At 59.6% G+C, this 23603-nt stretch carries 19 protein-coding genes; 3 read left to right on the forward strand and 16 right to left on the reverse strand.

Annotated features, from left to right (window positions below; all coding sequences use genetic code 11):
• The first annotated feature begins 193 nt into the window (after nt 1–193).
• Entirely contained in the window at nt 194–1459 is a 1266-nt protein-coding gene (locus FHT86_RS09135) for a L,D-transpeptidase family protein (RefSeq protein ID WP_133706501.1), read from the forward strand.
• Here FHT86_RS09135 and dnaE read toward each other — a convergent pair.
• Nucleotides 1456–4953, reverse strand: coding sequence for a DNA polymerase III subunit alpha (gene dnaE / locus FHT86_RS09140; protein WP_133706502.1), 3498 nt, complete (start codon nt 4951–4953; stop codon nt 1456–1458). The genes FHT86_RS09135 and dnaE overlap by 4 nt on opposite strands.
• A gap of 355 nt (nt 4954–5308) precedes the next feature.
• Between dnaE and FHT86_RS09145 the strand changes: the two genes are divergently transcribed.
• Nucleotides 5309–5905: a hypothetical protein gene (locus FHT86_RS09145; protein ID WP_133706503.1), complete on the forward strand. Its 597-nt coding sequence runs from the start codon at nt 5309–5311 to the stop codon at nt 5903–5905.
• An 84-nt stretch (nt 5906–5989) separates the two neighbouring features.
• Entirely contained in the window at nt 5990–6457 is a 468-nt protein-coding gene (locus FHT86_RS09150; RefSeq protein WP_133706504.1) for a DUF5680 domain-containing protein, read from the forward strand.
• Between the two features lie 9 nt (nt 6458–6466).
• On the opposite strand, the gene FHT86_RS09155 is transcribed toward FHT86_RS09150, so the two are convergent.
• The 15 genes from FHT86_RS09155 to nuoG all read right to left on the reverse strand — a co-directional run bounded on the left by FHT86_RS09155 (nt 6467) and on the right by nuoG (nt 23591).
• Nucleotides 6467–7150, reverse strand: coding sequence for an ABC transporter ATP-binding protein (locus FHT86_RS09155; RefSeq protein ID WP_133706505.1), 684 nt, complete (start codon nt 7148–7150; stop codon nt 6467–6469).
• Nucleotides 7151–7165: 15 nt separating this feature from the next.
• Complete coding sequence (locus tag FHT86_RS09160; RefSeq protein ID WP_133706506.1) at nt 7166–8476, reverse strand: lipoprotein-releasing ABC transporter permease subunit; 1311 nt, start codon at nt 8474–8476, stop codon at nt 7166–7168.
• A gap of 24 nt (nt 8477–8500) precedes the next feature.
• Nucleotides 8501–9823 carry a proline--tRNA ligase gene (gene proS / locus FHT86_RS09165; protein ID WP_133706507.1) on the reverse strand — a complete coding sequence of 441 codons (1323 nt, stop codon included), beginning with the start codon at nt 9821–9823 and terminating at the stop codon, nt 8501–8503.
• Nucleotides 9824–10460: 637 nt separating this feature from the next.
• Nucleotides 10461–10739 carry a DUF1467 family protein gene (locus FHT86_RS09170; protein ID WP_133706508.1) on the reverse strand — a complete coding sequence of 93 codons (279 nt, stop codon included), beginning with the start codon at nt 10737–10739 and terminating at the stop codon, nt 10461–10463.
• 198 nt (nt 10740–10937) lie between these two features.
• Nucleotides 10938–11351 (reverse strand): methylmalonyl-CoA epimerase, encoded by a 414-nt coding sequence (mce, locus tag FHT86_RS09175; RefSeq protein WP_133706509.1) that lies wholly within the window; start codon nt 11349–11351, stop codon nt 10938–10940.
• Nucleotides 11352–11386: 35 nt separating this feature from the next.
• A complete protein-coding gene (locus FHT86_RS09180) occupies nt 11387–13063 on the reverse strand; it encodes a ribonuclease J (protein WP_133706510.1) in 1677 nt (558 codons plus the stop codon).
• 13 nt (nt 13064–13076) lie between these two features.
• On the reverse strand, nt 13077–13844 hold the full coding sequence (locus tag FHT86_RS09185) for a biotin--[acetyl-CoA-carboxylase] ligase (RefSeq protein ID WP_133706511.1): 768 nt from the start codon (nt 13842–13844) through the stop codon (nt 13077–13079).
• Nucleotides 13844–15286, reverse strand: a complete 1443-nt coding sequence (gene nuoN, locus FHT86_RS09190) for an NADH-quinone oxidoreductase subunit NuoN (RefSeq protein WP_133706512.1) — start codon at nt 15284–15286, stop codon at nt 13844–13846. The genes FHT86_RS09185 and nuoN overlap by 1 nt, the downstream gene beginning before the upstream one ends.
• Nucleotides 15287–15304: 18 nt before the next feature.
• Nucleotides 15305–16816: an NADH-quinone oxidoreductase subunit M gene (locus FHT86_RS09195; protein ID WP_133706513.1), complete on the reverse strand. Its 1512-nt coding sequence runs from the start codon at nt 16814–16816 to the stop codon at nt 15305–15307.
• Nucleotides 16816–18810 (reverse strand): NADH-quinone oxidoreductase subunit L, encoded by a 1995-nt coding sequence (gene nuoL, locus FHT86_RS09200; RefSeq protein WP_133706514.1) that lies wholly within the window; start codon nt 18808–18810, stop codon nt 16816–16818. Before nuoL ends, FHT86_RS09195 begins: the two co-directional genes overlap by 1 nt.
• 7 nt (nt 18811–18817) lie before the next feature.
• The gene (gene nuoK / locus FHT86_RS09205; RefSeq protein ID WP_120703848.1) at nt 18818–19126 is read right to left on the reverse strand and encodes an NADH-quinone oxidoreductase subunit NuoK; all 309 of its coding nucleotides are present in this window, start codon (nt 19124–19126) and stop codon (nt 18818–18820) included.
• 30 nt (nt 19127–19156) lie between these two features.
• On the reverse strand, nt 19157–19771 hold the full coding sequence (locus tag FHT86_RS09210) for an NADH-quinone oxidoreductase subunit J (RefSeq protein WP_133707116.1): 615 nt from the start codon (nt 19769–19771) through the stop codon (nt 19157–19159).
• 150 nt (nt 19772–19921) lie between these two features.
• Nucleotides 19922–20413: an NADH-quinone oxidoreductase subunit NuoI gene (nuoI, locus tag FHT86_RS09215; protein ID WP_028754013.1), complete on the reverse strand. Its 492-nt coding sequence runs from the start codon at nt 20411–20413 to the stop codon at nt 19922–19924.
• 40 nt (nt 20414–20453) lie between these two features.
• Complete coding sequence (gene nuoH, locus FHT86_RS09220) at nt 20454–21497, reverse strand: NADH-quinone oxidoreductase subunit NuoH (protein ID WP_133706515.1); 1044 nt, start codon at nt 21495–21497, stop codon at nt 20454–20456.
• 12 nt (nt 21498–21509) lie between these two features.
• Nucleotides 21510–23591 (reverse strand): NADH-quinone oxidoreductase subunit NuoG, encoded by a 2082-nt coding sequence (gene nuoG, locus FHT86_RS09225; RefSeq protein WP_133706516.1) that lies wholly within the window; start codon nt 23589–23591, stop codon nt 21510–21512.
• Between the last annotated feature and the right edge of the window lie 12 nt (nt 23592–23603).

The following is a 23603-nucleotide window of genomic DNA, read 5'->3' on the forward strand; positions in this document are numbered from 1 at the left end:
CCCGCCCCGGCTCCCCATTCTGCAATTTAAGATTTACATAAAATACATCCTGTCGCAATTGCGTCTATTAGGCAGGCCTTTGCCTGATGACGGGACGAAAAAGCAATTTAGGCGGAGGGCCCGTCTTCAAGTCTTCCTTAAACTTCGAAGTCTAACCTGCGGCCATACGAGTATTGCGTTTTGGTATGTGTATATGAAGTCGCGTTTTCTTTTCGGACTTGGCCTGCTGTCGGCCACAGCCCTCATTCATCCTGCCTTTGGCGCGGAAGATGCCCGCACTTTGCAGATCGTCGTGTCGAAGGACCGACAATCGCTTGCCGTCTATGACGGCGACAAGGTGGTGGCGACGTCGAAGGTTTCGACCGGAAAACGCGGCCACGCGACGCCAAGCGGCATCTTCTCCATTCTGGAGAAGGAGGTCTATCACGAGTCCAATCTCTATTCGGACTCGCCGATGCCCTTCATGCAGCGGCTGACTTGGTCCGGTATCGCGCTGCACGAATCCAATTCCGTGCCGAACTATCCAGCCTCGCATGGCTGCGTGCGTATGCCCAAGGCTTTTGCCAAGATGCTTTACCAGATGACTGAACGCGGCGTGCATGTCGTCATCGCCGACCAGCCGCTGGTGCCGCAGCCGTTCGAACATGCCATGCTGTTCCAGCCTGAAGTAGCGCCCGCCGCCGCTCTCTTCTCCGATCTCGAACTGCGCCCGACGACGGCCACCTTCCTGCTGCAGGCGCAACCGGTGCAGGTCGCCACCAACGATGTCGCCGCCCTGCCCATGCCACAAGCCGCACAAGCAGCAGCCGTCGATCAGGCTCCGCTTGGCATCCTCATCACCCGCCGCGGTCTGCGCGAAAATGTTCGCGACTTGCAGGGGCTGTTGAACGGCATGGGCTTTGCGACCGGCACACCGGACGGCATGCTCGGACCAGCGACGGTGGAGGCTATCGAGGACTTCAAGAAGGCGCATAACATCACGACATCAGGCGGACTTGTCAGCCCGGCTCTGATGAAGGCCGTCTATGCCGTCGCCGGCAAGGGCGAGCCGCCGAACGGCGAAATCATGGTTCGGCAGAACTTCAAGCCGCTGTTCGAAGCACCTGCAGTTATCGCCGAACCGCAGGAAGCGCTCGGCACGCATTTTTTCACCGCCCACACGATCGACAAGGTGAACGGCAAGGCGGACTGGTTCGGCGTGACGCTGGAAGATGATCTTTCCAAGGATGCGAAAAAGCGGCTCGGCATCACCAGCGAGGCGCAAGCGGAATCGCTTGACGCCGCCGACCGCGCGCTCGATCGCATCACCATCCCCGACGACACCAGGCGCAGGATCGAGGATCTGCTGACGGCAGGTTCGTCGCTGACGATTTCCGACACCGGCATCGGCCCGGAAACCGGCAACGAGACTGATTTCATCACCATCACCAACCGCGGCGCGCTTGGGAAAAAGGGCTAGACCAGTTCGACGTCGATCACACCGGGCGCGGTGCGCAGCGCCGCAGCGATCTCCGGGGTAATGCGGTATTTCTCCGGCAGCGCCACCTCCACCTCGCGCTTGCCCTCCTCCTTGATGACGATGAAGGAGACGAGACCGTCGCCCTTGGCATTAAGGTGCGCGGCCACCGCCTTCAGCGGGCCGGAATCGCGGACATAGACGCGCAACGCCTTCTGCATCTGCAGCGACTTTTCCTCTAGCGACTGCGCCGTTTGCAGGCGCAGGCTGATGCCTTCCGGCCGCTCATCCGCCTGTGCGGTAAGGACGTAGGATTTGCCGACTTCGAGCACGTCGCGATATTGATTGAGCACTTCCGAGAACAACACGGCCTCGAACTGGCCTGAGGCATCGGAGAAGACGAAGATGCCCATCTTGTTACCGGTACGCGTCTTGCGCTCCTGCTTCGAGATGACAGTGCCAGCCAGTCGGCCGTTGCTGGCCCCCTGCTTCACCGCCGCCGAGAAATCGGCAAAGGTCTGCACCCGCATCTTGTTCAGCACGTTCTTGTAGGTGTCGAGCGGATGGGCTGTGAGATAGAAGCCGAGCACCTGGAATTCACGCAGCAGCCGCTCCGAGGCGAGCCATGGGGTGAAGGACGGGAGCGAGATCTTCTCAGGTCCCGAAGCCGCACTCCCGAACATGTCGGACTGACCGCTTCGCTTGTTTTCCTGCGCGACTTGCGCATAGCCGATGACCCGGTCCAGCCCGCCGATCAGTTGCGAACGGTCGATGTCGAAACAATCGAACGCGCCGGCGGCAATCAGGCTTTCCAACACACGGCGGTTGATCTGCTTTGGATCGATGCGCAGGCAGAAATCCTCGATGCCTGCAAAAGGCTGGTCGCCGCGCACTTCGACAATATGGTCGACGGCAGATTCGCCGACACCCTTGATGGCGGCCAGCGCATAATAGATGCGGTTTTCGCCCGTCTCAAAATGACGGAACGAAGTCTGGATCGATGGCGCGATGACTTCGATGCCGAGACGCTTGGCGTCCTGGCGGAAGTCGTTGACCTTTTCGGTGTTTGCCATATCGAGCGTCATCGACGCCGCGAGGAACTCCACCGGATAGTGGGCCTTCATATAGGCCGTCTGATAGGAGACGATGGCATAGGCGGCGGCATGCGATTTGTTGAAGCCATAGTTGGCAAACTTGGCGAGCAGGTCGAAAATGACGTCCGCCTGGCCCTTCGATACACCATTCTTGACCGCGCCATCGACGAAGCGTTCGCGCTGCTGGTCCATCTCGGCTTTGATCTTCTTGCCCATGGCGCGGCGCAGAAGATCGGCCTCGCCGAGCGAATAGCCTGACAGGACCTGGGCGATCTGCATCACCTGCTCCTGATAGACGATGACGCCCTGCGTCTCCTTCAGGAGATGGTCGATCGTCGGATGGATCGATTCGATCTCCTCTTCGCCATGCTTTCGGGCATTATAGACCGGGATGTTTTCCATCGGGCCGGGGCGGTAGAGAGCGACCAGCGCAATGATATCTTCGATGCAGTCCGGGCGCATGCCGATCAGCGCCTTGCGCATGCCGGCACTTTCCACCTGGAACACGCCGACCGTCTCGCCGCGCGAGAGCATATCGTAGGTCTTCTTGTCGTCGAGCGGGATGCTGGCGAGATCCAGCATAATGCCGCGCTTGGCAACAAAATCGACGGCCGTCTTCAAAACCGTCAGTGTTTTCAGGCCGAGGAAGTCGAACTTCACCAGGCCGGCCTGCTCCACCCATTTCATGTTGAATTGGGTGACCGGCATGTCGGAGCGCGGGTCGCGATACATCGGCACCAGCTTGGACAGCGGCCGGTCGCCGATGACGATGCCGGCGGCGTGTGTCGAGGCATGGCGATAGAGGCCCTCGATCTTCTGGGCAATGTCGAGCAGCCGCGCAACGACCGGTTCCTTGTCAGCTTCCTCCTGCAGACGCGGCTCCTCCTCGATCGCCTTGCTGAGCGGTGTCGGATTGGCAGGATTGTTCGGCACCAGCTTGCAGATCTTGTCGACCTGGCCATAGGGCATTTCCAGGACGCGGCCGACGTCGCGAAGGGCGGCGCGCGCCTGTAGCGAACCGAAGGTGATGATCTGCGCCACCTGCTCGCGGCCGTATTTGGCCTGCACGTAGCGGATCACCTCTTCACGGCGATCCTGGCAGAAGTCGATATCGAAGTCCGGCATCGACACGCGTGACGGATTGAGGAAGCGCTCGAACAACAGCGAGAAACGCAGCGGATCGACGTCGGTGATCGTGAGCGCATAGGCGACCAGCGAGCCTGCACCCGAACCACGGCCCGGCCCGACCGGGATATCATGCTGCTTGGCCCATTTGATGAAGTCCGCGACGATCAGGAAGTAGCCGGGGAATTTCATGCGCTCGATAACGCTGAGCTCGAATTCCAGCCGCTCGCGATAGTCTTTCTCCACATAGCCGGGCGCCATGCCGAGCGATGCGAGACGCCGGTCGAGACCTTCGACCGCCTGGGCGCGCAATTCCGACGCCTCGGCTCGTTCGGCCTCCTCCGGATCGTCGGTGGCGCCGGTAAAGCGCGGCAGGATCGGCTTGCGTGTCTTAAGGACGAAAGAGCAGCGCCGGGCGATCTCGACGGTGTTTTCCAACGCTTCCGGCAGATTGGCGAACAGCTTCGCCATATCGGCGCGGCTCTTCAAATAATGGTCCGGCGTCAGACGGAAACGGGTATCGTCCGAAACGATGGCATTGTGGGCGACCGCCATTAGCGCGTCATGGGCATCGTAATCGTCGCGGGTCGGGAAGAAGGCCTCGTTGGTCGCGACCAGCGGCACGTCGTGCTCGTAGGCAAGCGCGATCATCTTCTGTTCGTGGCGGCGATCGTAGGTGCCGTGACGCTGAAGTTCGACATAAAGCCGGTCGCCAAACAGGTCTTTCAGCACCAGCAGACGGGAGAGCGCCTGCGGCGCATGGCCCTCCTTCAGCGCGATATCGACCGGACCACCGAGCGAACCGGTCAGCGCGATCATGCCGTCCGTGCCGATCTCCTTCAGCCAGGAGGCGGTGATATGGACAGCCTGATTGCCTTCACCGCTGAGATAGGCGCGGCTGACGAGATCGACCAGCCGCTCATAGCCCCGCTCGGTGGCGGCAAGCAACACGATGGAGGGCAGCTTGGCCAGCGCCTGATGCGGACCGCGCTTCTCGCCCTCCACACCGTCTTCCATGTCGATCGACACCTGGCAGCCGATGATCGGCTGCAGGCCCTCGTCCATCGCCTTCTGTGAGAACTCCAGCGCAATGAAAAGGTTGTTCGTATCGGTGATGGCGATGGCCGGCTGATTGTCGCCGCCCGCCTTGGCCAAGATCTTCTTCAGCGGCAACGCGCCTTCGAGCAGAGAATAGGCGGAATGGACGCGAAGATGCACGAATTCCGGCGTATCTCCGACCGGCCCACCCGTCGCGCCGCTGCTACCCATATCCGCCATCGTATGCCCTTCCGCATGCCCAAATGAATCGGCTGCATTGTCGGCATAGCGGACGATAAAGTCCAGAAGTTGACCTCATGAATCACGGGCACATCGCAACACCCGTGGGGATAAGATTCACATCGCCATCATGATCAGGGAAAAGCTGGCGACAAACATGACGATGGAGGTGAATGCTGCAACGTCTCGAATGATATCGGTCATTTACGCGCTCCTTACTCGTTATGTTTCTTTTTTGTTCTATTTTTGTTCGAGAGTCAATAGGTGCATCAATAAATTTCATCATCGTTTTTTGAGCGTGTCGATGGACGGAAGTACAACCCCAAGCTATGAAAAAGCGAACGGGGACATCACCATGAAACATCTAATTCTAGCAGCCCTCATCTCGCTTACAGCGGCCACGACAGTGTCCGCCGAAACTACCGTTGCGCCCCAGCGCATCATCGACGCGGCGATAGGCGACTGGAACAAGGACGGGAAGCCGGATCTCGCTCTGCTCGTGGCATCGCCCCCCGACGATCAAGCGGATAACACTATCGGCATCTACATCTATCTGCGCGACGACGAGCATTCGCTGCTGAAGCTTGCGGTCGCCGCGCCGGACAAGGTGTCGGGCGACATCGAGCCCGGCGGCATGGTCGGCGAGGAACCGTCGATCAAGGCGCTGCCGAACGGCTCGATCGCCGTCGTCTCGCAGAACGATGCCGTCGGGCGCGAACGCTGGGAACAGACACTGACGCTCGCCTTTCGCAACAATGCCTTCGTGGTTGCCGGCTACACCTACAATTACCGCGACACGCTTGACCCCAATGCCGGCTTCACCTGCGACTACAATGTTCTGACCGGCAAGGCGACGAAGGGCGGCAAGGACCTTAAGGCCGAAGCCAAGACCATCAATATCCAGGATTGGAATGACGATATCGGTCAGAAGGGCTGCGGCATAAGCCAGTAATGAACAGCAATTTGTTCACTATATGTTCTTTACATGTCGCGGCATGCATGGCATCCTGACCTCTCATCATGAATGGAGAGGACCGTGCCGGATCTTGCCGAGCTGAACGATTTTATTGTCACCGCGAAGGCCGAAACCTATGTCGGCGACGGCGAAAGACTGCCGTCCTGCCGCACCGGTTCGCATGATATCGGCTATGCCGGCGGCCGCTGGCGCTATCTCGACAGTTATTTCGGCGGCACGGATTTCGCCGGACAGGAGCTGATCTGGCTCGATGACGAACCGGTCTGGGCGATGAACTATTTCGGACGGATCGTTGAGCCTGATCTGATCGATGGCAAGGCTGCAGGGATGGTCATCAAGGCAGCGCTCATGCGGCTTTACCTCGATGAGAAACGCTTTCTCGGCGGCTTTGAATTCGACCATCCGCTTGGCCGCTATGTCGACCGCAGCACCGGCGGCTGCGATCATTTTATCGGCCATGAGGTCATCTTGGTGAACGAGCGCAAGGCCTATGAGTTGGACTATCGCGGCGGGCTGATCGTCCCCTGACGGACGCCGTCAGAATTCGACGACCTTGCCGTCATGGATGGTGACACGGCGATCCATGCGAGCGGCGAGTTCGTGATTGTGCGTGGCGATCAATGCCGCAAGACCCGACTGCCGCACCAGTGCTTCGAGCGCGTCGAAGACATAGTGGGCGGTATCGGGATCGAGGTTGCCGGTCGGCTCGTCGGCCAAAAGCACCAGCGGTGCGTTGGCGACAGCGCGGGCGATGGCGACACGCTGCTGTTCACCACCGGAAAGCTCGGCCGGGCGATGGTCGGCGCGGTGGCCGATGCGCATATAGTCGAGCAACTGGGCAGCGCGGGCGCTCGCCTCTTTCCGGGAGAGACCGGAAATCAACTGCGGCATCATGATATTTTCCAGCGCCGAAAACTCCGGCAGCAGATGGTGGAACTGATAGACGAAGCCGATCTCGCTGCGACGGACGGCCGTACGCTTTTCATCGGACAGTCCCTCGCAGGCATGGCCGTTGATCGTCACCTCGCCGCTATCGGGATGCTCGAGCAGGCCTGCGACATGCAGAAGCGTCGACTTTCCCGTTCCTGACGGTGCGACAAGAGCAACGATCTCGCCACTGCTCAAGGCGAAATCGGCACCTTTAAGGATCGACAGACGCGTTTCGCCCTGCCCGTAATGACGCTCCACGCCCGTAAGCTGGAGAACGACGTTGCGTTTCATCAAATGTGGAATTCCTTATTCGTACCGTAGCGCCTGCACCGGATCGAGCCGCGAGGCGCGCCAGGCCGGAAAGATCGTGGCGAGGAAAGACAGCGTGAGCGCCATCACGACCACTGAGATGGTCTCGCCGAGATTCATTTCCGCGGGCAACTTGCTGAGGAAGTAGACCTCGGGATTGAAGATCACCGTACCAGATATCCAGGAGAAGAACTGGCGAATCGATTCGATGTTGAGGCAGACGACGACACCGAGGGCAACGCCGGCGACAGTGCCGACAATGCCGATTGCCGCACCCGTCATGAAGAAGATGCGCATGATCGCCCCGGAGGTCGCGCCCATGGTGCGCAAAATGGCGATATCGCTTCCCTTGTCCTTCACCAGCATGATCAGGCCGGAAATGATGTTGAGTGCGGCGACGATGACGATCAGCGTGAGGATCATGAACATGGTGTTGCGCTCAACCTGCAGCGCCGAGAAGAAGGTCTCGTTGACCTGACGCCAGTCGGTCAGAAAGACCTGCCGCCCCGCCGCCGCCTCGATCTTCGGCCTGAGCTCGTCGACATCATCCGGGTTGCTGACGAACAGCTCGATCTTCTCGACGATCCCTTCGGCGTTGAAATAGAGCTGCGCTTCCTCCAGCGGCATGAAGACCACGGAGGAATCATATTCCGACATGCCGACTTCGAAGATGCCGGAGATCGTATAGGCTTTGACGCGCGGATTGACCCCGAAGGGCGTTACATCACCGTCGGGCGCCGTCAGCGTAATCTGATCGCCGACCGTAAGACCCAGTTGCCGGGCCAGACGCGAACCGACCATGACGCCCTGGCCGGCGGCAAAGCCGACCATGTCGCCATCGACGATGTGGTCTGAAACGGTCTTGAGCTTGGTGAGGTCTTCGGACCGGATGCCGCGCACGAGCGCGCCCGTGCCGGAACCGCCGCGGCCAGAGGCAAGCGTCTCGCCCTCGACGAGCGGCAAGGCCATGGTGACACCGGGGACGGCAGCCAGTCTCTGCGCCAGCGAGGCATAATCATTTAGCGGCGAATCCACGGGCTGGACAACGACATGGCCGTTGAAGCCGAGGATTTGCTTGAAGAGCTCAGCGCGAAAACCATTCATGACAGCCATGACGATGATCAAAGCTGCGACGCCGAGCATGATGCCGACCAGCGAGAAGCCGGCGATGACCGAAATCGACGCCTCCTTGCGCCGAGCGCGAAGATAGCGCCAAGCGACAAGCCGCTCGAAACCGGAAAACGGACGCGATGACGGGCTGGCTTTGAAAGCCTTCTCCTGCTGCTCCACTGCCGCCCTTACCGCCATTCGCTTTTCTTCCTATCGGTTTTATCAGCCTGCCAGCCGATTGATCGCCGCTTCGACGGTCATCGTCTCGCGGGCGCCGGTCTTTCGATCCTTGACTTCCACTTCGCCGTTCGCGATCGAACGCGGCCCGACGATAATCTGCACGGGCACGCCGATCAGATCGGCGGTGGCAAACTTCGTTCCGGCGCGATCGTCCCTGTCGTCGAGCAGCACATCCTTGCCGGCCTTCGAAAGCGCTGCATAGACCGTTTCGCAAGCGGCATCGCAGGCCTGATCGCCGGCCTTCATGTTGATCACGACGGCATCAAAGGGGGCGACCGAAGCCGGCCAGATGATTCCGTTTTCGTCATGCGATGCTTCGATGATGGCGGGAACAAGGCGTGTCGGACCAATACCGTAAGATCCCCCGTGGACGGCATGCTCCTTACCGTCAGGACCCTGCACTTTCGCGCCCATCGGCTCGGAATATTTGGTTCCGAAATAGAAGATGTGACCGACTTCGATGCCGCGGGCCGACAGGCGCTCGCCTTCGGGAATCGCATTGAAGGCCGCCTCGTCATGCATCTCGGAGGTTGCCGCATAAAGCGATGTCCACTTGTCGAAGATGCCCTTCAGCCCTGCGACATCATCAAAGTTCGTGTCTTCCGCGGGGATATCGAAATTGATGAAATCCTTGTGGCAGAAGACCTCCGATTCGCCGGTGTCGGCGAGGATGATGAACTCATGGCTGAGCTCGCCGCCGATGGGGCCGGTGTCGGCGCGCATCGGGATTGCTCTCAGGCCAAGACGGTCGAAGGTGCGCAGATACGCGGTGAACATCTTGTTATAAGCATGCACGGCGCCTTCAAGCGTCAGATCGAAGGAATAGGCGTCCTTCATCATGAATTCGCGCGAGCGCATCGTACCGAAGCGCGGACGGATCTCGTCGCGGAACTTAAGTTGGATATGATAGAGGTTCAGCGGCAGGTCCTTGTAGGACTTAACGTAGGAACGGAAGATGTCGGTGACCATCTCCTCATTGGTCGGCCCGTAGAGCATGGGGCGCTCCTGGCGGTCCTGGATGCGCAGCATCTCCTTGCCATAGGCGTCATAGCGGCCACTTTCCTGCCAGAGCTCAGCCGACTGCAGCGTCGGCATCAGCAGCTCGATGGCGCCGGAACGGTTCTGTTCCTCGCGTATGATATTGTTGACCTTGTCGAGAACGCGCTTGCCCAGCGGCAGCCAGGAATAAATGCCCTGCGACTGCTGGCGGATCATACCGGCGCGCAACATCAGCCGATGAGAAACGATTTCAGCCTCTTTGGGATTTTCCTTCAGAATGGGCATGAAGTAACGAGACAGACGCATGGGGTGATTCCAGATGGTTTGACGTTCCGCGTCCGGCGGAATCGCTAAAAAATTGACTGCTGGAGGCGTTCATAACCGCTTCGGCGCAGGAAAGAAACCCGCATTAGCGCGCGCAAACCGAGTGAACACCCGCAAACGCAAGGCGATATCATGCATTTTGATAAATTCGAAAAAATGCACGTTTATAAGGATTTGTAAGGGAAATCTGTCAACAGAAAAATTCTGCGCGACTGTAGCAAAAATGCAAAAAAACAGATGACAAAGCTCAATCTTTGAGCTAATTTTAGCTCACAAAAGAGGCAAGAAGGCTAAATTCTTGTCGTTTCGCGGTCAAGTCTTGGGAGGATCAGATCTTAGGCGCGCTCGCTCGCAGCCCCGGCAACGGATAAGGATCACGCGATACTTTAAAACAAGGCTTATGGCCTTGTTTTTTTTTGCTTTCTTGCCTCGATCGATCACCCGCTTCTTCGGTCCGACAGGCTTTCAACCATCCTCCCGACGTAACCAACTCACGTAACGGAAGGACCGGCGTTGCGCAGCCTCTTTGCCTCAGACAGATGACAGGGGTATGACGGATTGACGGCTATTCAGTGGCGCATGATTTTCGTCCGAAAATAGCGAAAAAATTTCGGAAGCATCAGCCGTCATAGCGCGGAATGATCGGCGGGATCGAGTTGAAGCCAAAGCCGAAATAGTGCGCACTGACGTACCATGCGGCATAGATCACGCCGGACACCAGTGTCGTGATCAGCATCACCCTCCAGCCGCGGAATTTCGTCGGTGCACTTTCGACGGTGCCGAGGATCACGTGATTGTCTTCGGCTTGTGTACGTAAACCAAACGGCAGAACGGCAAAAAGCGTGATCCACCAGACAACGAAATAGACGGCGCAAGTCGAAAAAATCTGCTGGGCCATTATGCTCCCTCAAGACAGGCAGCAAACCTGCCCGCCCTCTCCTCATCCAACCAGCTTATAGAGCCAAAAGACCCGCGTTTCAAAGTGCTGCTCAGCGCCCTAATGTCACACTGCTGCGCCGCGCGTCCTGTTGGACGCACAAACGTCGCGGTAGTATTTTGGATTGCGCACAAACCTTTTCCTTAAATCCGCTCGGATTTAAGGAGTCGTGCGCTGCTCGAGTTCAATGAGAGTCCCGAAGAAGTCCTTGGGATGCAGGAAGAGCACCGGCTTGCCGTGAGCGCCGATCTTCGGCTCGCCATTACCAAGCACGCGGGCACCGGCGGCAAGAAGCTGATCACGTGCCGCCAAAAGATCGTCCACCTCGTAACAGATATGATGCATGCCGCCATCGGGATTCTTGGCAAGGAAGGCCGATATGGGCGAGGCATCGCCGAGCGGTTCCAACAGCTCAACCTTGGTATTCGGCAATTCGATAAAAACGACGGTGACGCCGTGTTCCGATAGCAATTGCGGCGCCGATACCTTGGCGCCAAGCGTGTCGCGGTAAGTGGCGGAAGCGACAGCCACGTCAGGGACGGCAATCGCAATGTGATTGATGCGCCCGAGCATGGCTGTCCCCTTTTTCCTCATTCAGATCGAAATGGCTATTGCCCCGTGACGCGCGTGACGAACACCGTCACGACAGGCTTCTTGCCCCAGCCGTGGTTGGCGGCGGCGCGCACGGCGCGACGCACCGCTTCCTGCAGCATGTCGATGTCCTTGCGGCGTGCGCGCGGAATACTCTCGATGGCGCTGACGATGGCGTCGAAGAGCGTATCCTCCATCTCTTCGCCCTCGTCGTCATAGGCCGGCAGGCCGATCGCCACGAGATCAGGATCGCCGACGATCTCATAGCGGGCATCGAGCACGACGTTAACAGCGACATGGCCGACATAGGAGAGCTTCTTGCGCTCGCCAATGCCCATCTCGTCAAAATCGCCGATCAGCATGCCGTCCTTGAAGATGCGGCCATGCGGCGCTTCGCCAATCACCTCGACTGGCCCCGGTGCCAGCCGCAAAATATCGCCATTGCGGACCCGAGGCACGATGGAGATGCCCGATTGTTCGGCCAGTTCCTTGTGCGCGGTCAGATGCGTCGCTTCGCCGTGCACCGGCACCACGACCTTCGGCCGCGTCCATTCATACATCCTCTGCAGTTCGTTGCGGCGCGGGTGGCCGGAGACGTGGACTAGCGCTTCGGCATCCGTCACCACATGCACGCCCTGCTCGGTGAGGCCGTTCTTGATATCCTGAATGGCCTTCTCATTGCCGGGAATGGGGCGGGAAGAGAAAACAACAATATCGCCGGCAGCGAGCGCGACATTGCGCATCTCGTCGCGCGAGAGTTTGGCAAGGGCGGCGCGCGGCTCGCCCTGGCTGCCGGTCAGGATGACGACGACTTTGTCGCGCGGGATATAGCCATATTCGTCTTCGGCGATGAACGGCTTGATGCCCTCCATGATACCGATGTCACGGGCGACATCGACAACACGCTTCAGCGAACTGCCAAGCAGCAATATCTCACGACCCGCCGCCTCGGCGGCTTCAGCGATAGTGCGGATACGGCCGACATTCGAGGAGAAGGTAGTGATCGCCACCCGGCCCTCGGCATCCTCGATGATCTTGCGCAGGCTTTCTGATACGTCCTTTTCCGAGGGAGAGACGCCGTCGCGCAACGCATTGGTGGAGTCGCACATCAGCGCCAGCACGCCTTCATCGCCGAGCTGCCGGAAACGCGCCTCGTCAGTCAGCGGTCCAAGCGATGGCTCGTGGTCGATCTTCCAGTCGCCGGTATGGATGACATTGCCGACCGGCGTACGAATCATCAGCGACATCGGTTCGGGGATCGAGTGATTGACGGCCACGCCTTCGATGCTAAAGGGGCCGACATTGATACGATCGCCGGCCTTGAACGGCGTGATGGGAATCTCGCCCATCGCCTTCTCATAGTCGCGCTTGGCTTCCAGTAAACCTGCGGTAAAGGCCGACGCATAAACGGGGACGTTCAGGCCTGGCCAGAGGTCGTTCAGTGCGCCGTAGTGATCCTCATGAGCATGCGTGATGATGATGCCCTTGAGATTCTTGCGTTCCTTGGCGAGGAAACGGATATCGGGGAGCACGAGATCGACGCCCGGCAGATCCGGCCCCGGAAAGGTGACCCCGCAATCGACCATGATCCACTGGCGATGCTCCGGCGCGCCGTAGCCGTAAAGTGCGAGATTCATGCCGATCTCGCCGACGCCGCCGAGTGGCAAAAACACCAGTTCGTCTTGGTTTGCCATATCTATCTTTTACCTACGATCTGAAAAAAACATCGCCCGCGGCGATCGGCAAAATCTTGCCGCCGCCTGTATCGAGCATCAACAAGCCATTATCATCGATTCCGGCGAAATGGCCGGAAATCGAACGGTCCGGCAGGTTCACGGTGATCTTTTCACCGATGCCGCAGGCAACCTTGCGCCAACGGGCGGTCATCTCCCGAATACCTTTTCCGCCATTCCAGACTGCCAGCGCCTCGGCCATGGACGCATAGAGATGCGCAAACAGCTCCTCCGGCGATACTGTCGAGCCGTGCTCGTGCAGGCAAGTGACCGGATAGAGCGGGTTTTCCGGCTTGACGGCAACATTGATGCCGATGCCGATGACCAGTGCATAGCGCCCGTCGGAAAGAGCCTCCCCCTCGATCAGAATGCCGCAGGTCTTCTTGCGGCCGATCAGGATATCGTTCGGCCACTTGACCTCGACAGGCTCCGCGGCCAGAGGCAGTACGCTGCGCACCGCCTGATGTACGCCAACTGCGACTGCCAGCGGCAAGGAGCCGAGGCGATCCATCGGAGCCGGATCGATCAGAAGAAGGGAAGCATAGAGATTACCGCGTTCGGACACCCAAGGGCGCCCGCGGCGTCCGCGGCCGCCCGTCTGGCGGCCCGCCGTCACCCAGAGATTGCCGGCATCGCCTGCCCGCGCCCGCTCCAGGCATTCGCTATTGGTGGACGCAGTCTCTGAAAGGGCATCATGCCGGAAGTCGGCGAGCGACTTCCGGCCGTTCGTGTCAGACGCCATCAAAACAGCGTCGCGGCAGCGAGATCGGCTGCACCGCCGATAGCACCGCCGAAGAAGACGTAGGTGATGACGAAGAGACCGGAAAGGCCGAAGACCAGACGCAGCGAACCGGCCGTGCGAGTGAATTCGTCCGTGGCTTCATCGAACCACATCACCTTGATGACGCGCAGATAATAGTAGGCGCCGACGACCGATGCGAGAACGCCGATGATGGCAAGCGCATAGAGATGGGCCTGAATGGCCGCGACGAACACGAAGTACTTCCCGAAGAAGCCGGCGAGCGGCGGGATACCGGCAAGCGAGAACATCAGCGCCGTCAGCACGACCGCCATGAAGGGATTGGTCGTGGAAAGGCCGGCGAGATCGTCGACATTCTCAACCTGACGACCGTCCTTACGGCGCATTGCCATGATGATGGCGAAGGTGCCGAGCGTCATGACCATGTAGATGACCATGTAAAGCATGACACCGGAGACACCAGTCTTGTTGCCGGCGGCGAGGCCGACCAGCGCGTAGCCCATGTGACCGATGGAGGAATAGGCCATCAGTCGCTTGAAGTTGCGCTGACCGATCGCGGCGAAGGAGCCAAGCAACATCGAAGCGATCGAGATGAAAACGATGATCTGCTGCCAGTCGGCAAGCACCGGCTGGAAAGCGGTGACAACGATACGGGTCAGGATCGCCATGGCCGCAACCTTCGGCGCGGCGGCGAAGAAGGCCGTGACCGGGGTCGGCGCACCTTCATAGACGTCCGGCGTCCACATGTGGAACGGCACGGCGGAAATCTTGAAGGCCAAGCCAGCGAGAACGAAGACCAGACCGAAGACGAGGCCGAGCGAGCGAGTCTCGGCGTTGAGCGCCGTGGCGATGGCGTCGAAGGTGGTGTGACCCGTGAAGCCGTAGACCAGCGACATACCGTACAGCAGCATGCCCGAGGAGAGCGCACCGAGCACGAAATACTTCAGGCCAGCTTCCGTCGACTTGATGCTGTCGCGGTTGATAGCGGCAACGACGTAGAGCGCCAGCGACTGCAGCTCCAGCGACAGATAGAGCGAGATCAGGTCATGCGCCGAGATCATCAACAGGATGCCGAGGGTCGCCAGCAGCAGCAGCACCGGGAATTCGAAGCGGTCGAGCTGCTGCTCGCGCGCCTGCCCCATGCTCATGAACATGGCGACGATCGAGCCGATCAGGGCGACGATCTTCATGAAGCGCGAGAACCCATCGGCAAGATAGGCACCGCCGTAAGCCAGGCCCTCGCCCGGCACGAAGATGATCCAGAGACCGGCCACCGCGAGAACCGCAATGGCAAGACCGGTGACGGTCGGTCCTGACCGTTCGCCTGCGAAGACGCCGATCATGAGCAGCACAAGTGCACCGACCGCGAGGATGAGCTCCGGGATGGAAAGATGCAGGCTTGCAAGAATTGTGTCAGCAGTCATGTCGAAAAAGTCCCGTCATCATTTCATCGACAGCGCAACATTCTGCGCGGCGTGCAGGGCTGCGGTGTAGTTGTTCACGAGCAAGTCTACCGAAGCGGCCGTCGCATCGAAGATCGGAGCCGGATAGACGCCGAAGAAGATCGTCAGCGCGATCAACGGATAGAGAATGAGCTGCTCACGCGGCGACAGATCCAGCAACTTCTTCAGGTTTTCCTTTTCCAGCGCGCCGAAGATGACGCGACGATAGAGCCAAAGCGCGTAAGCGGCTGAAAGAATGACGCCGGTCGCAGCGAACAGCGCAACCCAGGTATTGGCGCGGAAGACGCCGATCAGGGTCAGGAATTCACCGATGAAGCCGGAAGTGCCGGGCAGGCCGACATTGGCCATGGTGAAGACCATCATCGCGACGGCATATTTCGGCATGTTATTGACGAGGCCGCCATAGGCCGCGATCTCGCGGGTATGGGTGCGGTCGTAGATCACGCCGACGCAAAGGAAGAGCGCGCCGGAGACGATGCCATGCGACAGCATCTGGAAGATTGCGCCCTGAACACCCTGCTGGTTCGCCGCAAAGATGCCCATGGTGACATAGCCCATGTGCGCGACCGAAGAGTAGGCGATCAGCTTCTTGATGTCTTCCTGCATCATCGCCACCAGCGAAGTGTAGATGATGGCGATGACCGACAGAGCAAAGACGAGCGGCGCGAAATACTCCGACGCATTCGGGAACATGCCGATCGAGAAGCGAATGAGACCATAGCCGCCGAGCTTCAGAAGAATACCGGCCAGGATGACCGAGCCCGCCGTCGGCGCCTGAACGTGCGCGTCGGGCAACCAGGTGTGAACCGGCCACATCGGCATCTTCACCGCGAAGGAGGCGAAGAAAGCCAGCCATAGCCATGTCTGCATCTGCGGCGGGAACTTGTAGGCAAGCAGCGTCGGGATATCCGTCGTGCCGGCCTGCCAGTACATCGCCATGATGGCGAGCAGCATCAGCACCGAGCCGAGCAGGGTATAGAGGAAGAACTTGTAGCTGGCGTAGACGCGATCCTTGCCGCCCCAGACGCCGATGATCAGGAACATCGGGATCAGACCGGCTTCGAAGAAGACGTAGAACAGCACGATATCCAGCGACGTGAAGACGCCGACCATCATCGTCTCGAGGACGAGGAAGGCGATCATGTAGTCCTTCAGGCGCTTCTCGACCGAGAGCCAGCTCGCCAGCACGCAGAAGGGCATCAGGAAGGTGGTGAGGATGACGAACAGCATGGAAATGCCGTCGACGCCCATGTGATAGCTGATGCCGGAGCTGAGCCAGTCATGCTTCTCGATCATCTGGAAGCCGGGATTGGCATTGTCGAAGCCAATCCACACGAACAGCGAGACGACGAAGGTGAAGACCGTGGTCAGCAGCGATACGTTCAGGATGTTGCGGCGGCCGTTGGGTCCATCATCCCGCATGAACAGCAGGAGAAGAACGCCAACCAGGGGCAGAAACGTGACCGTTGAAAGAATAGGCCAATCGGTCATCAGAGGGAACTCCCGAGCATCATCCAGGTAACGAGGGCCGCAATGCCGAGCAGCATTGCGAAGGCATAGTGATAGAGGTAACCAGTCTGCAGGCGAACGACGCGGTTGGTGACATCGACGACGCGGGCGGCAACACCGTTCGGGCCGAGCGTGTCGATGACCCCGATATCGCCCTTCTGCCAGAGGAAGCGACCAAGCGCCTTGGCAGTGCGAACGAAGAGGAAGTCATAGAGCTCGTCGAAGTACCACTTGTTCAAGAGGAACTCGTAGAGCACGCGATGCTGCTGCGCCAGGATGCGCGGCGTTTCCGGCGACTTGATATACATGTACCAGGCCAGCACGAAGCCGATAGCCATGGCGACGAAGGGGCTGACGCTGACCCATGTAGGAACATGCTCCATCTCTTCGAGGACATGGTTGTCCGGCAGGGTGAAGAGCGCCGACTTCCAGAATTCGCCATAGGCTTCACCAACGAAGTGGCTGCTGAACACCATACCGGCGAGAACGGCACCCAGCGCCAGCAGATAGAGCGGGATCAGCATGACGTTCGGCGATTCATGCACATGGTGCATGACCTCGTGCGAAGCGCGCGGCTTGCCGAAGAACGTCAGGAAAGCCAGACGCCAGGAGTAGAAGCTGGTGAACAGCGCGGCGATGACCAGGAGCGTGAAGGCGAAGCCGGCGACCGGGCTATGCGAAGCATAGGCCGCTTCGATGATCGCATCCTTGGAGACATAACCGGCAAAACCAATATGCGTGAAAGGGATGCCGAAGCCGGTCAGCGCCAGCGTGCCGATGGTCATCATCCAGAAGGTGAGCGGGATATGCTTACGCAGACCGCCCATGTGACGCATGTCCTGCTCGCCGTCGACGGCGTGGATGACCGAACCGGCACCAAGGAACAGAAGCGCCTTGAAGAAGGCGTGCGTAAACAGGTGGAAGATGGCGGCACCATAAGCACCGACGCCGAGAGCGACGAACATATAGCCGAGCTGCGAACAGGTCGAATAGGCGATGACGCGCTTGATGTCGTTCTGCACAAGGCCGACCGTCGCCGCGAAGAAGGCGGTGATCGCACCGATGACGGTTACGAATATCAGGGCATCCGGGGACAGTTCGAAGATCGGCGACATGCGGGCGACAAGGAAGACACCGGCAGTGACCATGGTCGCGGCATGGATGAGCGCCGACACCGGGGTCGGGCCTTCCATGGCGTCCGGCAGCCATGTGTGCAGCAGGAACTGCGCCGACTTGCCCATCGCGCCCATGAAGAGCAGCAGGCAGACGCCGGTCAGTGCATGTGCGCGATCAAGATGCATGCCGAAGAGGTTGAGCACGATATCACCCGGCTGACCGCCCTGCCCTGCAGCAAAGCTCTGAGCGTTGCCGAAGATGACGTCGAAATTGATCGAGCCGAAGAGAACGAAGACGCCGGCAATGCCGAGCACGAAACCGAAGTCGCCAACGCGGTTGACGATGAAGGCCTTTATCGCGGCAGCGGACGCCGAGGGCTTCTTGAACCAGAAGCCGATGAGCAGATAGGAGGCCAGACCGACGCCTTCCCAGCCGAAGAACATCTGCGCGAGGTTGTCGGAGGTCACCAGCATCAGCATGGCGAAAGTGAAGAGCGAGAGGTAGGCGAAGAAGCGCGGACGATGCGGATCGTGATGCATGTATCCGATCGAGTAGATATGAACCAGGGTCGAAACCGTGTTCACGACGATCAGCATCACCGAGGTCAGCGTATCGATGCGCAGCGTCCAGGAGACGTCGATGCCGCCGGACTGGATCCAACGCAGCACTTCGACTTTGATCGGGCCATCGGTGTGGCCGAGCGCAACTGTGAAGAAGACGATCCAGGACAGAACCGCGGCGATGATCATCAAGCCGCTGGTGACATATTCCGAAGCCTTGGCGCCGATCCCGCGGCCGAACAGGCCAGCGATGATCGCGCCGATCAGGGGAAGAAAGACGATAGCCTTATATAAAAACATAGCTGTATCAGCCCTTCATCATGTTGACGTCTTCGACCGCGATGGAACCGCGGTTGCGGTAGAAGACGACGAGAATTGCAAGACCGATAGCCGCTTCGGCAGCAGCGACGGTCAGAATGAACAGAGCGAAGACCTGGCCGACGATATCGTTGAGGAACGACGAGAAGGCGACCATGTTGATGTTGACCGCGAGCAGGATGAGTTCGATCGACATCAGGATGATGATGACGTTCTTGCGGTTAAGGAAGATGCCGAAGACGCCGAGCACGAAAAGGATGGCGCTGACCGTCAGGTAGTGGGAAAGTCCGATGACCATATTCTTGTTCCTTTGACCCTCGTGCTCGCCTTAGACGCCCTGCCCCGGCTTGACCTTGACCACCTCGACGGCAGTCGCGGGCGTGCGGGCGACCTGTTGGGGAATGTTCTGGCGCTTGATGTGGGTGCGATGCTTCAGCGTCAGCACGATCGCGCCGATCATCGCGACCAGGAGCACAAGGCCGGCGATCTCGAAGAAATAAACGTAGTTGGTATAGAGCACGTCGCCGAGCGCGGCGGTGTTCGTCCGGGTCGTCACCGCGGGGATCGGCATTGCGACCGACTTGGCGATGACAGGCGAAATCACGCTGCCGCCAATGACGACGATCAGCTCGGCGGCGAGGATGATGCCGATCAGCGCACCGATCGGAGCATATTCCAGAATGCCCGCCCTGAGCTCGGAGAAATCAATGTCGAGCATCATGACGACAAAGAGGAAGAGAACCGCAACGGCGCCGACGTAGACGACCAGCAGGATCATCGCCAGGAATTCCGCCCCCATCAGGAGGAAGAGGCCGGCGGCATTAAAGAACACCAGGATGAGGAACAGGACCGAATGGACCGGATTCCGCGCCGAGATAACCATGAACGCCGACGCCACCGCGACAAAGGCGAAGATATAGAAAAAAAGAGCCTGCAGACCCATGTTGGTGCCTTTTTCGTCTTCCCCCGGGCAGCCGGGAGTGTCCCTGCCCGATAGGACTTGGCTGGACACGCGTCCAACAAAGCCCCGATCTCTATTCGACCGCGACGGCGACAATCTTAGCCGCCCGTCACGGCATATTCAAAAGTCCGCTTAGCGGTACGGCGAGTCCATCGCGATGTTGCGCGCGATTTCGCGTTCCCAGCGGTCGCCATTCTCCAGAAGCCGCGCCTTGTCGAAATAAAGCTCTTCGCGGGTTTCGGTGGCGAATTCGAAGTTCGGCCCTTCGACGATGGCGTCGACCGGGCATGCCTCCTGGCAGAAGCCGCAATAGATGCACTTCACCATGTCGATGTCGTAGCGCACCGTGCGGCGGGTGCCGTCGTTGCGGCGCGGCCCGGCTTCGATGGTGATGGCCTGAGCAGGACAGATGGCTTCGCAGAGCTTGCAGGCGATGCAGCGCTCTTCACCATTCGGATAGCGACGCAATGCATGTTCGCCACGAAAGCGCGGGCTGACCGGTCCCTTTTCGAAGGGATAATTGATCGTCGCCTTCTGTTTGAAGAAATAACGCATCGACAAAAAGAATGCGCCGACGAATTCCTTGAGGAACAGTGAGCTGACGGCGTTGGAAATTCCGGCCATCTTCAACCTCCAAATCTGCTTGAAGCGAGGATCGACATCATCATGCCCATCCTGTCAGCTTCAGCACGAATGCAACGATAACGACCATAGCGAGCGACAGCGGGAGGAACACCTTCCAGCCGAGGCGCATGAGCTGGTCGTAGCGGTAGCGCGGCACGAACGCCTTGACCATCGCGAACATGAAGAAGACGAGACACGACTTCAGCAGGAACCAGATGATGCCCGGGACCCAGTTCAGGATCCAGATATCGACCGGCGGCAGCCAGCCGCCGAGGAAGAGGATCGTGGTCAGCGAGCACATGAGCACGACGGCGGCATATTCGCCGAGCATGAACATCATGTAGGGCGAGGAGCCATATTCGACCATGAAGCCGGCAACCAGTTCCGATTCCGCTTCCGGAAGATCGAAGGGCGGACGGTTCGTTTCAGCGAGTGCCGAAATGAAGAACACGATGAACATCGGGAACAGCGACAGCCAGTGCCAGTCGAGGAACGAGGCAGGCAGGCCGAGTTTGGTGCCGAGGCCAGTCTGCTGCGACATGACGATATCAGTCAGATTCAGCGAGCCGACGCAGAGCAGCACGGTGACGATGACGAAGCCGATCGAGACTTCGTAGGACACCATCTGTGCGGCAGAACGCAGCGCGCCGAGGAACGGATACTTCGAGTTCGAAGCCCAGCCGCCCATGATGATGCCGTACACCTCGAGCGAAGAAATCGCCAGAATGTAGAGGATGCCGACATTGATGTCGGCGACAACCCAACCATGCGCCACGGGCACGACGGCCCAGGTGGACAGCGCCAGAACCACAGAAACCAGTGGGGCCAGCAGGAAGACCGTCTTGTTGGCGCCGGCCGGGATGATCGGCTCCTTGACCATGAACTTCAAAAGGTCGGCGAAGGACTGGAAGAGGCCGAAAGGACCGACGACGTTCGGGCCACGGCGCAGCTGAACCGCCGCCCAGATCTTGCGGTCGGCAAGAAGGATATAGGCGATGAAGATCAGCAGGCAGACCAGGAGCAGCAGGGACTGACCGATGATAATCAGCGCCGGCCAGAGATAGGTCGAAACGAATGAATCCATAGTCCTCTGCCCTTACTCTGCCGCAGCCTGGAAATTGTTGCGGGCCAATGCCGAGCACTCGGCCATGACCGCCGAGGCACGCGCTATCGGGTTCGTCAAATAGAAGTCTTTGATCGGCGAAGCAAACCCGGATTTGCCCATCGCGCCGGCTTTTTTCGCAAGTGCGACAATTTGGGCGCTATCGCCTTCGGCGATCTCGTCGATGCCTGCGAAATGCGGGAATGCGGCATAGAGCTTAGCGCGCAATTCTCTCAGCGAATCAAAGGGAAGCTTCTTGCCGAGCACATCGGAAAGGGCACGGATGATGGCCCAGTCCTCGCGGGCGTCGCCCGGCGCGAAGCCGGCGCGGTTGCCCATCTGGACGCGGCCTTCGGTGTTGACCCATGTGCCCGACTTTTCGGTGTAGGTCGCAGCCGGCAGAATGACGTCGGCATTGTGGGCACCGTTGTCGCCGTGCGAGCCGATGTAGACGGTGAACTTCGCGCCCTTGCGGGTGAAGTCCAGCTCGTCAGCGCCGAGCAGGAAGAGCACGTCCATCGAGGACAACATCACCGCAGCGTTGACACCCTTCGCGCCCGGCACGAAGCCGAGATCGAGGCCGCCAACGCGAGAAGCCGCGGTATGCAGCACGGCAAAGCCGTTCCAGCCGTCCTTCACGACGCCGACAGCGGCAGCAAGCTTGGCGGCATTCGCCAGCACTTCAGCACCGTCTTCGCGGATCAGTGCGCCCTGGCCGATGATGATCATCGGCTTCTGCGCATTCTTCAGAACGTCGGCAAAGCTGTGCGAACCGCTGACGACATCGGCCAGCGTATCCGGGCCGGCGCCGAGATAATCATAGGAGTAACGCAGGTCGGCATGTTCGCCGATCACAGCGATCGGGAACTTGCCGCGACGCCAGCGCTTGCGGATACGCGAGTTCAACACGGCCGCTTCGAAGCGCGGGTTGGCGCCAATGATCAGCAGCGCATCGGCAGCTTCGATGCCCTCGATGCTCGGATTGAAGATGTAGCTTGCGCGGCCAAGCGACGGATCAAGCGCCGTCCCGTCCTGGCGACAGTCGAGATTCTCCGAGCCCAGCGACTTCAGCAGTTCGGAGAGTGCGTACATCTCTTCGACGGAAGCGAGGTCGCCGGCGATCGCGCCGATCTTGTCGCCGCTGGTGGCGGCAACCGCCGACTTGATGGCAGCGAAGGCATCGCTCCAGGTCGAAGCCTGCAGGCGGCCATCCTTGCGGACGTAAGGCTTGTCGAGGCGCTGCGTCTTCAGGCCGTCCCAGATGAAGCGGGTCTTGTCGGAGATCCACTCTTCGTTGATCTGCTCGTTGACGCGCGGCAGCACGCGCATGACTTCGCGGCCGCGGGTATCGACGCGGATGGCCGAGCCGAGCGCGTCCATGACGTCGACCGATTCGGTCTTGTTCAGTTCCCACGGACGGGCCGTGAAGGCAAAGGGCTTCGAGGTCAGCGCGCCGACCGGGCAAAGGTCGACGACGTTGCCCTGCAGCTCGGAGGTCATCGCCTGCTCGAGATAGGTGGTGATTTCTGCGTCTTCGCCGCGGCCGATCAGGCCGAGTTCGGAAATACCGGCGACTTCCGTCGTGAAGCGGACGCAGCGCGTGCAGTGGATGCAGCGGTTCATCACGGTCTTGACGAGCGGGCCGATATATTTGTCCTCGACGGCGCGCTTGTCTTCCTGGTAGCGCGAACTATCGATGCCGAAGGCCATGGCCTGGTCCTGCAGGTCGCATTCGCCGCCCTGGTCGCAGATCGGGCAATCCAACGGGTGGTTGATCAGCAGGAATTCCATCACGCCTTCGCGGGCCTTCTTGACCATCGGCGTGTTGGTGAAGACTTCCGGAAGCTCGCCGTTCGGGCCGCCGCGGATGTCGCGCACGCCCATGGCGCAAGAGGCCTGTGGCTTCGGCGGACCGCCCTTTACCTCGACGAGGCACATGCGGCAATTGCCGGCCACCGACAGTCGTTCATGGAAGCAGAAGCGCGGGACTTCGGCGCCGGCTTCCTCGCACGCCTGGATAAGCGTGTAGTGATCCGGAACTTCGATCTCTTTACCGTCAATCTTCAGTTTTGCCATCGTCCACTCAGT

It is taken from the genome of Rhizobium sp. BK313 (genome assembly GCF_014193655.1).
Classification (GTDB): Bacteria; Pseudomonadota; Alphaproteobacteria; order Rhizobiales; family Rhizobiaceae; genus Rhizobium.

Excerpts from the sequence above, each read along its gene's own strand:
- FHT86_RS09135 (WP_133706501.1), top strand. The coding sequence starts at position 194 with ATGAAGTCGCGTTTTCTTTTCGGACTTGGCCTGCTGTCGGCCACAGCC.
- dnaE (WP_133706502.1), bottom strand. The coding sequence starts at position 4,953 with ATGGCGGATATGGGTAGCAGCGGCGCGACGGGTGGGCCGGTCGGAGAT.
- FHT86_RS09145 (WP_133706503.1), top strand. The coding sequence starts at position 5,309 with ATGAAACATCTAATTCTAGCAGCCCTCATCTCGCTTACAGCGGCCACG.
- FHT86_RS09155 (WP_133706505.1), bottom strand. The coding sequence starts at position 7,150 with ATGAAACGCAACGTCGTTCTCCAGCTTACGGGCGTGGAGCGTCATTAC.
- FHT86_RS09160 (WP_133706506.1), bottom strand. The coding sequence starts at position 8,476 with ATGGCGGTAAGGGCGGCAGTGGAGCAGCAGGAGAAGGCTTTCAAAGCC.
- proS (WP_133706507.1), bottom strand. The coding sequence starts at position 9,823 with ATGCGTCTGTCTCGTTACTTCATGCCCATTCTGAAGGAAAATCCCAAA.
- FHT86_RS09170 (WP_133706508.1), bottom strand. The coding sequence starts at position 10,739 with ATGGCCCAGCAGATTTTTTCGACTTGCGCCGTCTATTTCGTTGTCTGG.
- mce (WP_133706509.1), bottom strand. The coding sequence starts at position 11,351 with ATGCTCGGGCGCATCAATCACATTGCGATTGCCGTCCCTGACGTGGCT.
- FHT86_RS09180 (WP_133706510.1), bottom strand. The coding sequence starts at position 13,063 with ATGGCAAACCAAGACGAACTGGTGTTTTTGCCACTCGGCGGCGTCGGC.
- FHT86_RS09185 (WP_133706511.1), bottom strand. The coding sequence starts at position 13,844 with ATGGCGTCTGACACGAACGGCCGGAAGTCGCTCGCCGACTTCCGGCAT.
- nuoN (WP_133706512.1), bottom strand. The coding sequence starts at position 15,286 with ATGACTGCTGACACAATTCTTGCAAGCCTGCATCTTTCCATCCCGGAG.
- FHT86_RS09195 (WP_133706513.1), bottom strand. The coding sequence starts at position 16,816 with ATGACCGATTGGCCTATTCTTTCAACGGTCACGTTTCTGCCCCTGGTT.
- nuoL (WP_133706514.1), bottom strand. The coding sequence starts at position 18,810 with ATGTTTTTATATAAGGCTATCGTCTTTCTTCCCCTGATCGGCGCGATC.
- nuoK (WP_120703848.1), bottom strand. The coding sequence starts at position 19,126 with ATGGTCATCGGACTTTCCCACTACCTGACGGTCAGCGCCATCCTTTTC.
- FHT86_RS09210 (WP_133707116.1), bottom strand. The coding sequence starts at position 19,771 with ATGGGTCTGCAGGCTCTTTTTTTCTATATCTTCGCCTTTGTCGCGGTG.
- nuoI (WP_028754013.1), bottom strand. The coding sequence starts at position 20,413 with ATGGCCGGAATTTCCAACGCCGTCAGCTCACTGTTCCTCAAGGAATTC.
- nuoH (WP_133706515.1), bottom strand. The coding sequence starts at position 21,497 with ATGGATTCATTCGTTTCGACCTATCTCTGGCCGGCGCTGATTATCATC.
- nuoG (WP_133706516.1), bottom strand. The coding sequence starts at position 23,591 with ATGGCAAAACTGAAGATTGACGGTAAAGAGATCGAAGTTCCGGATCAC.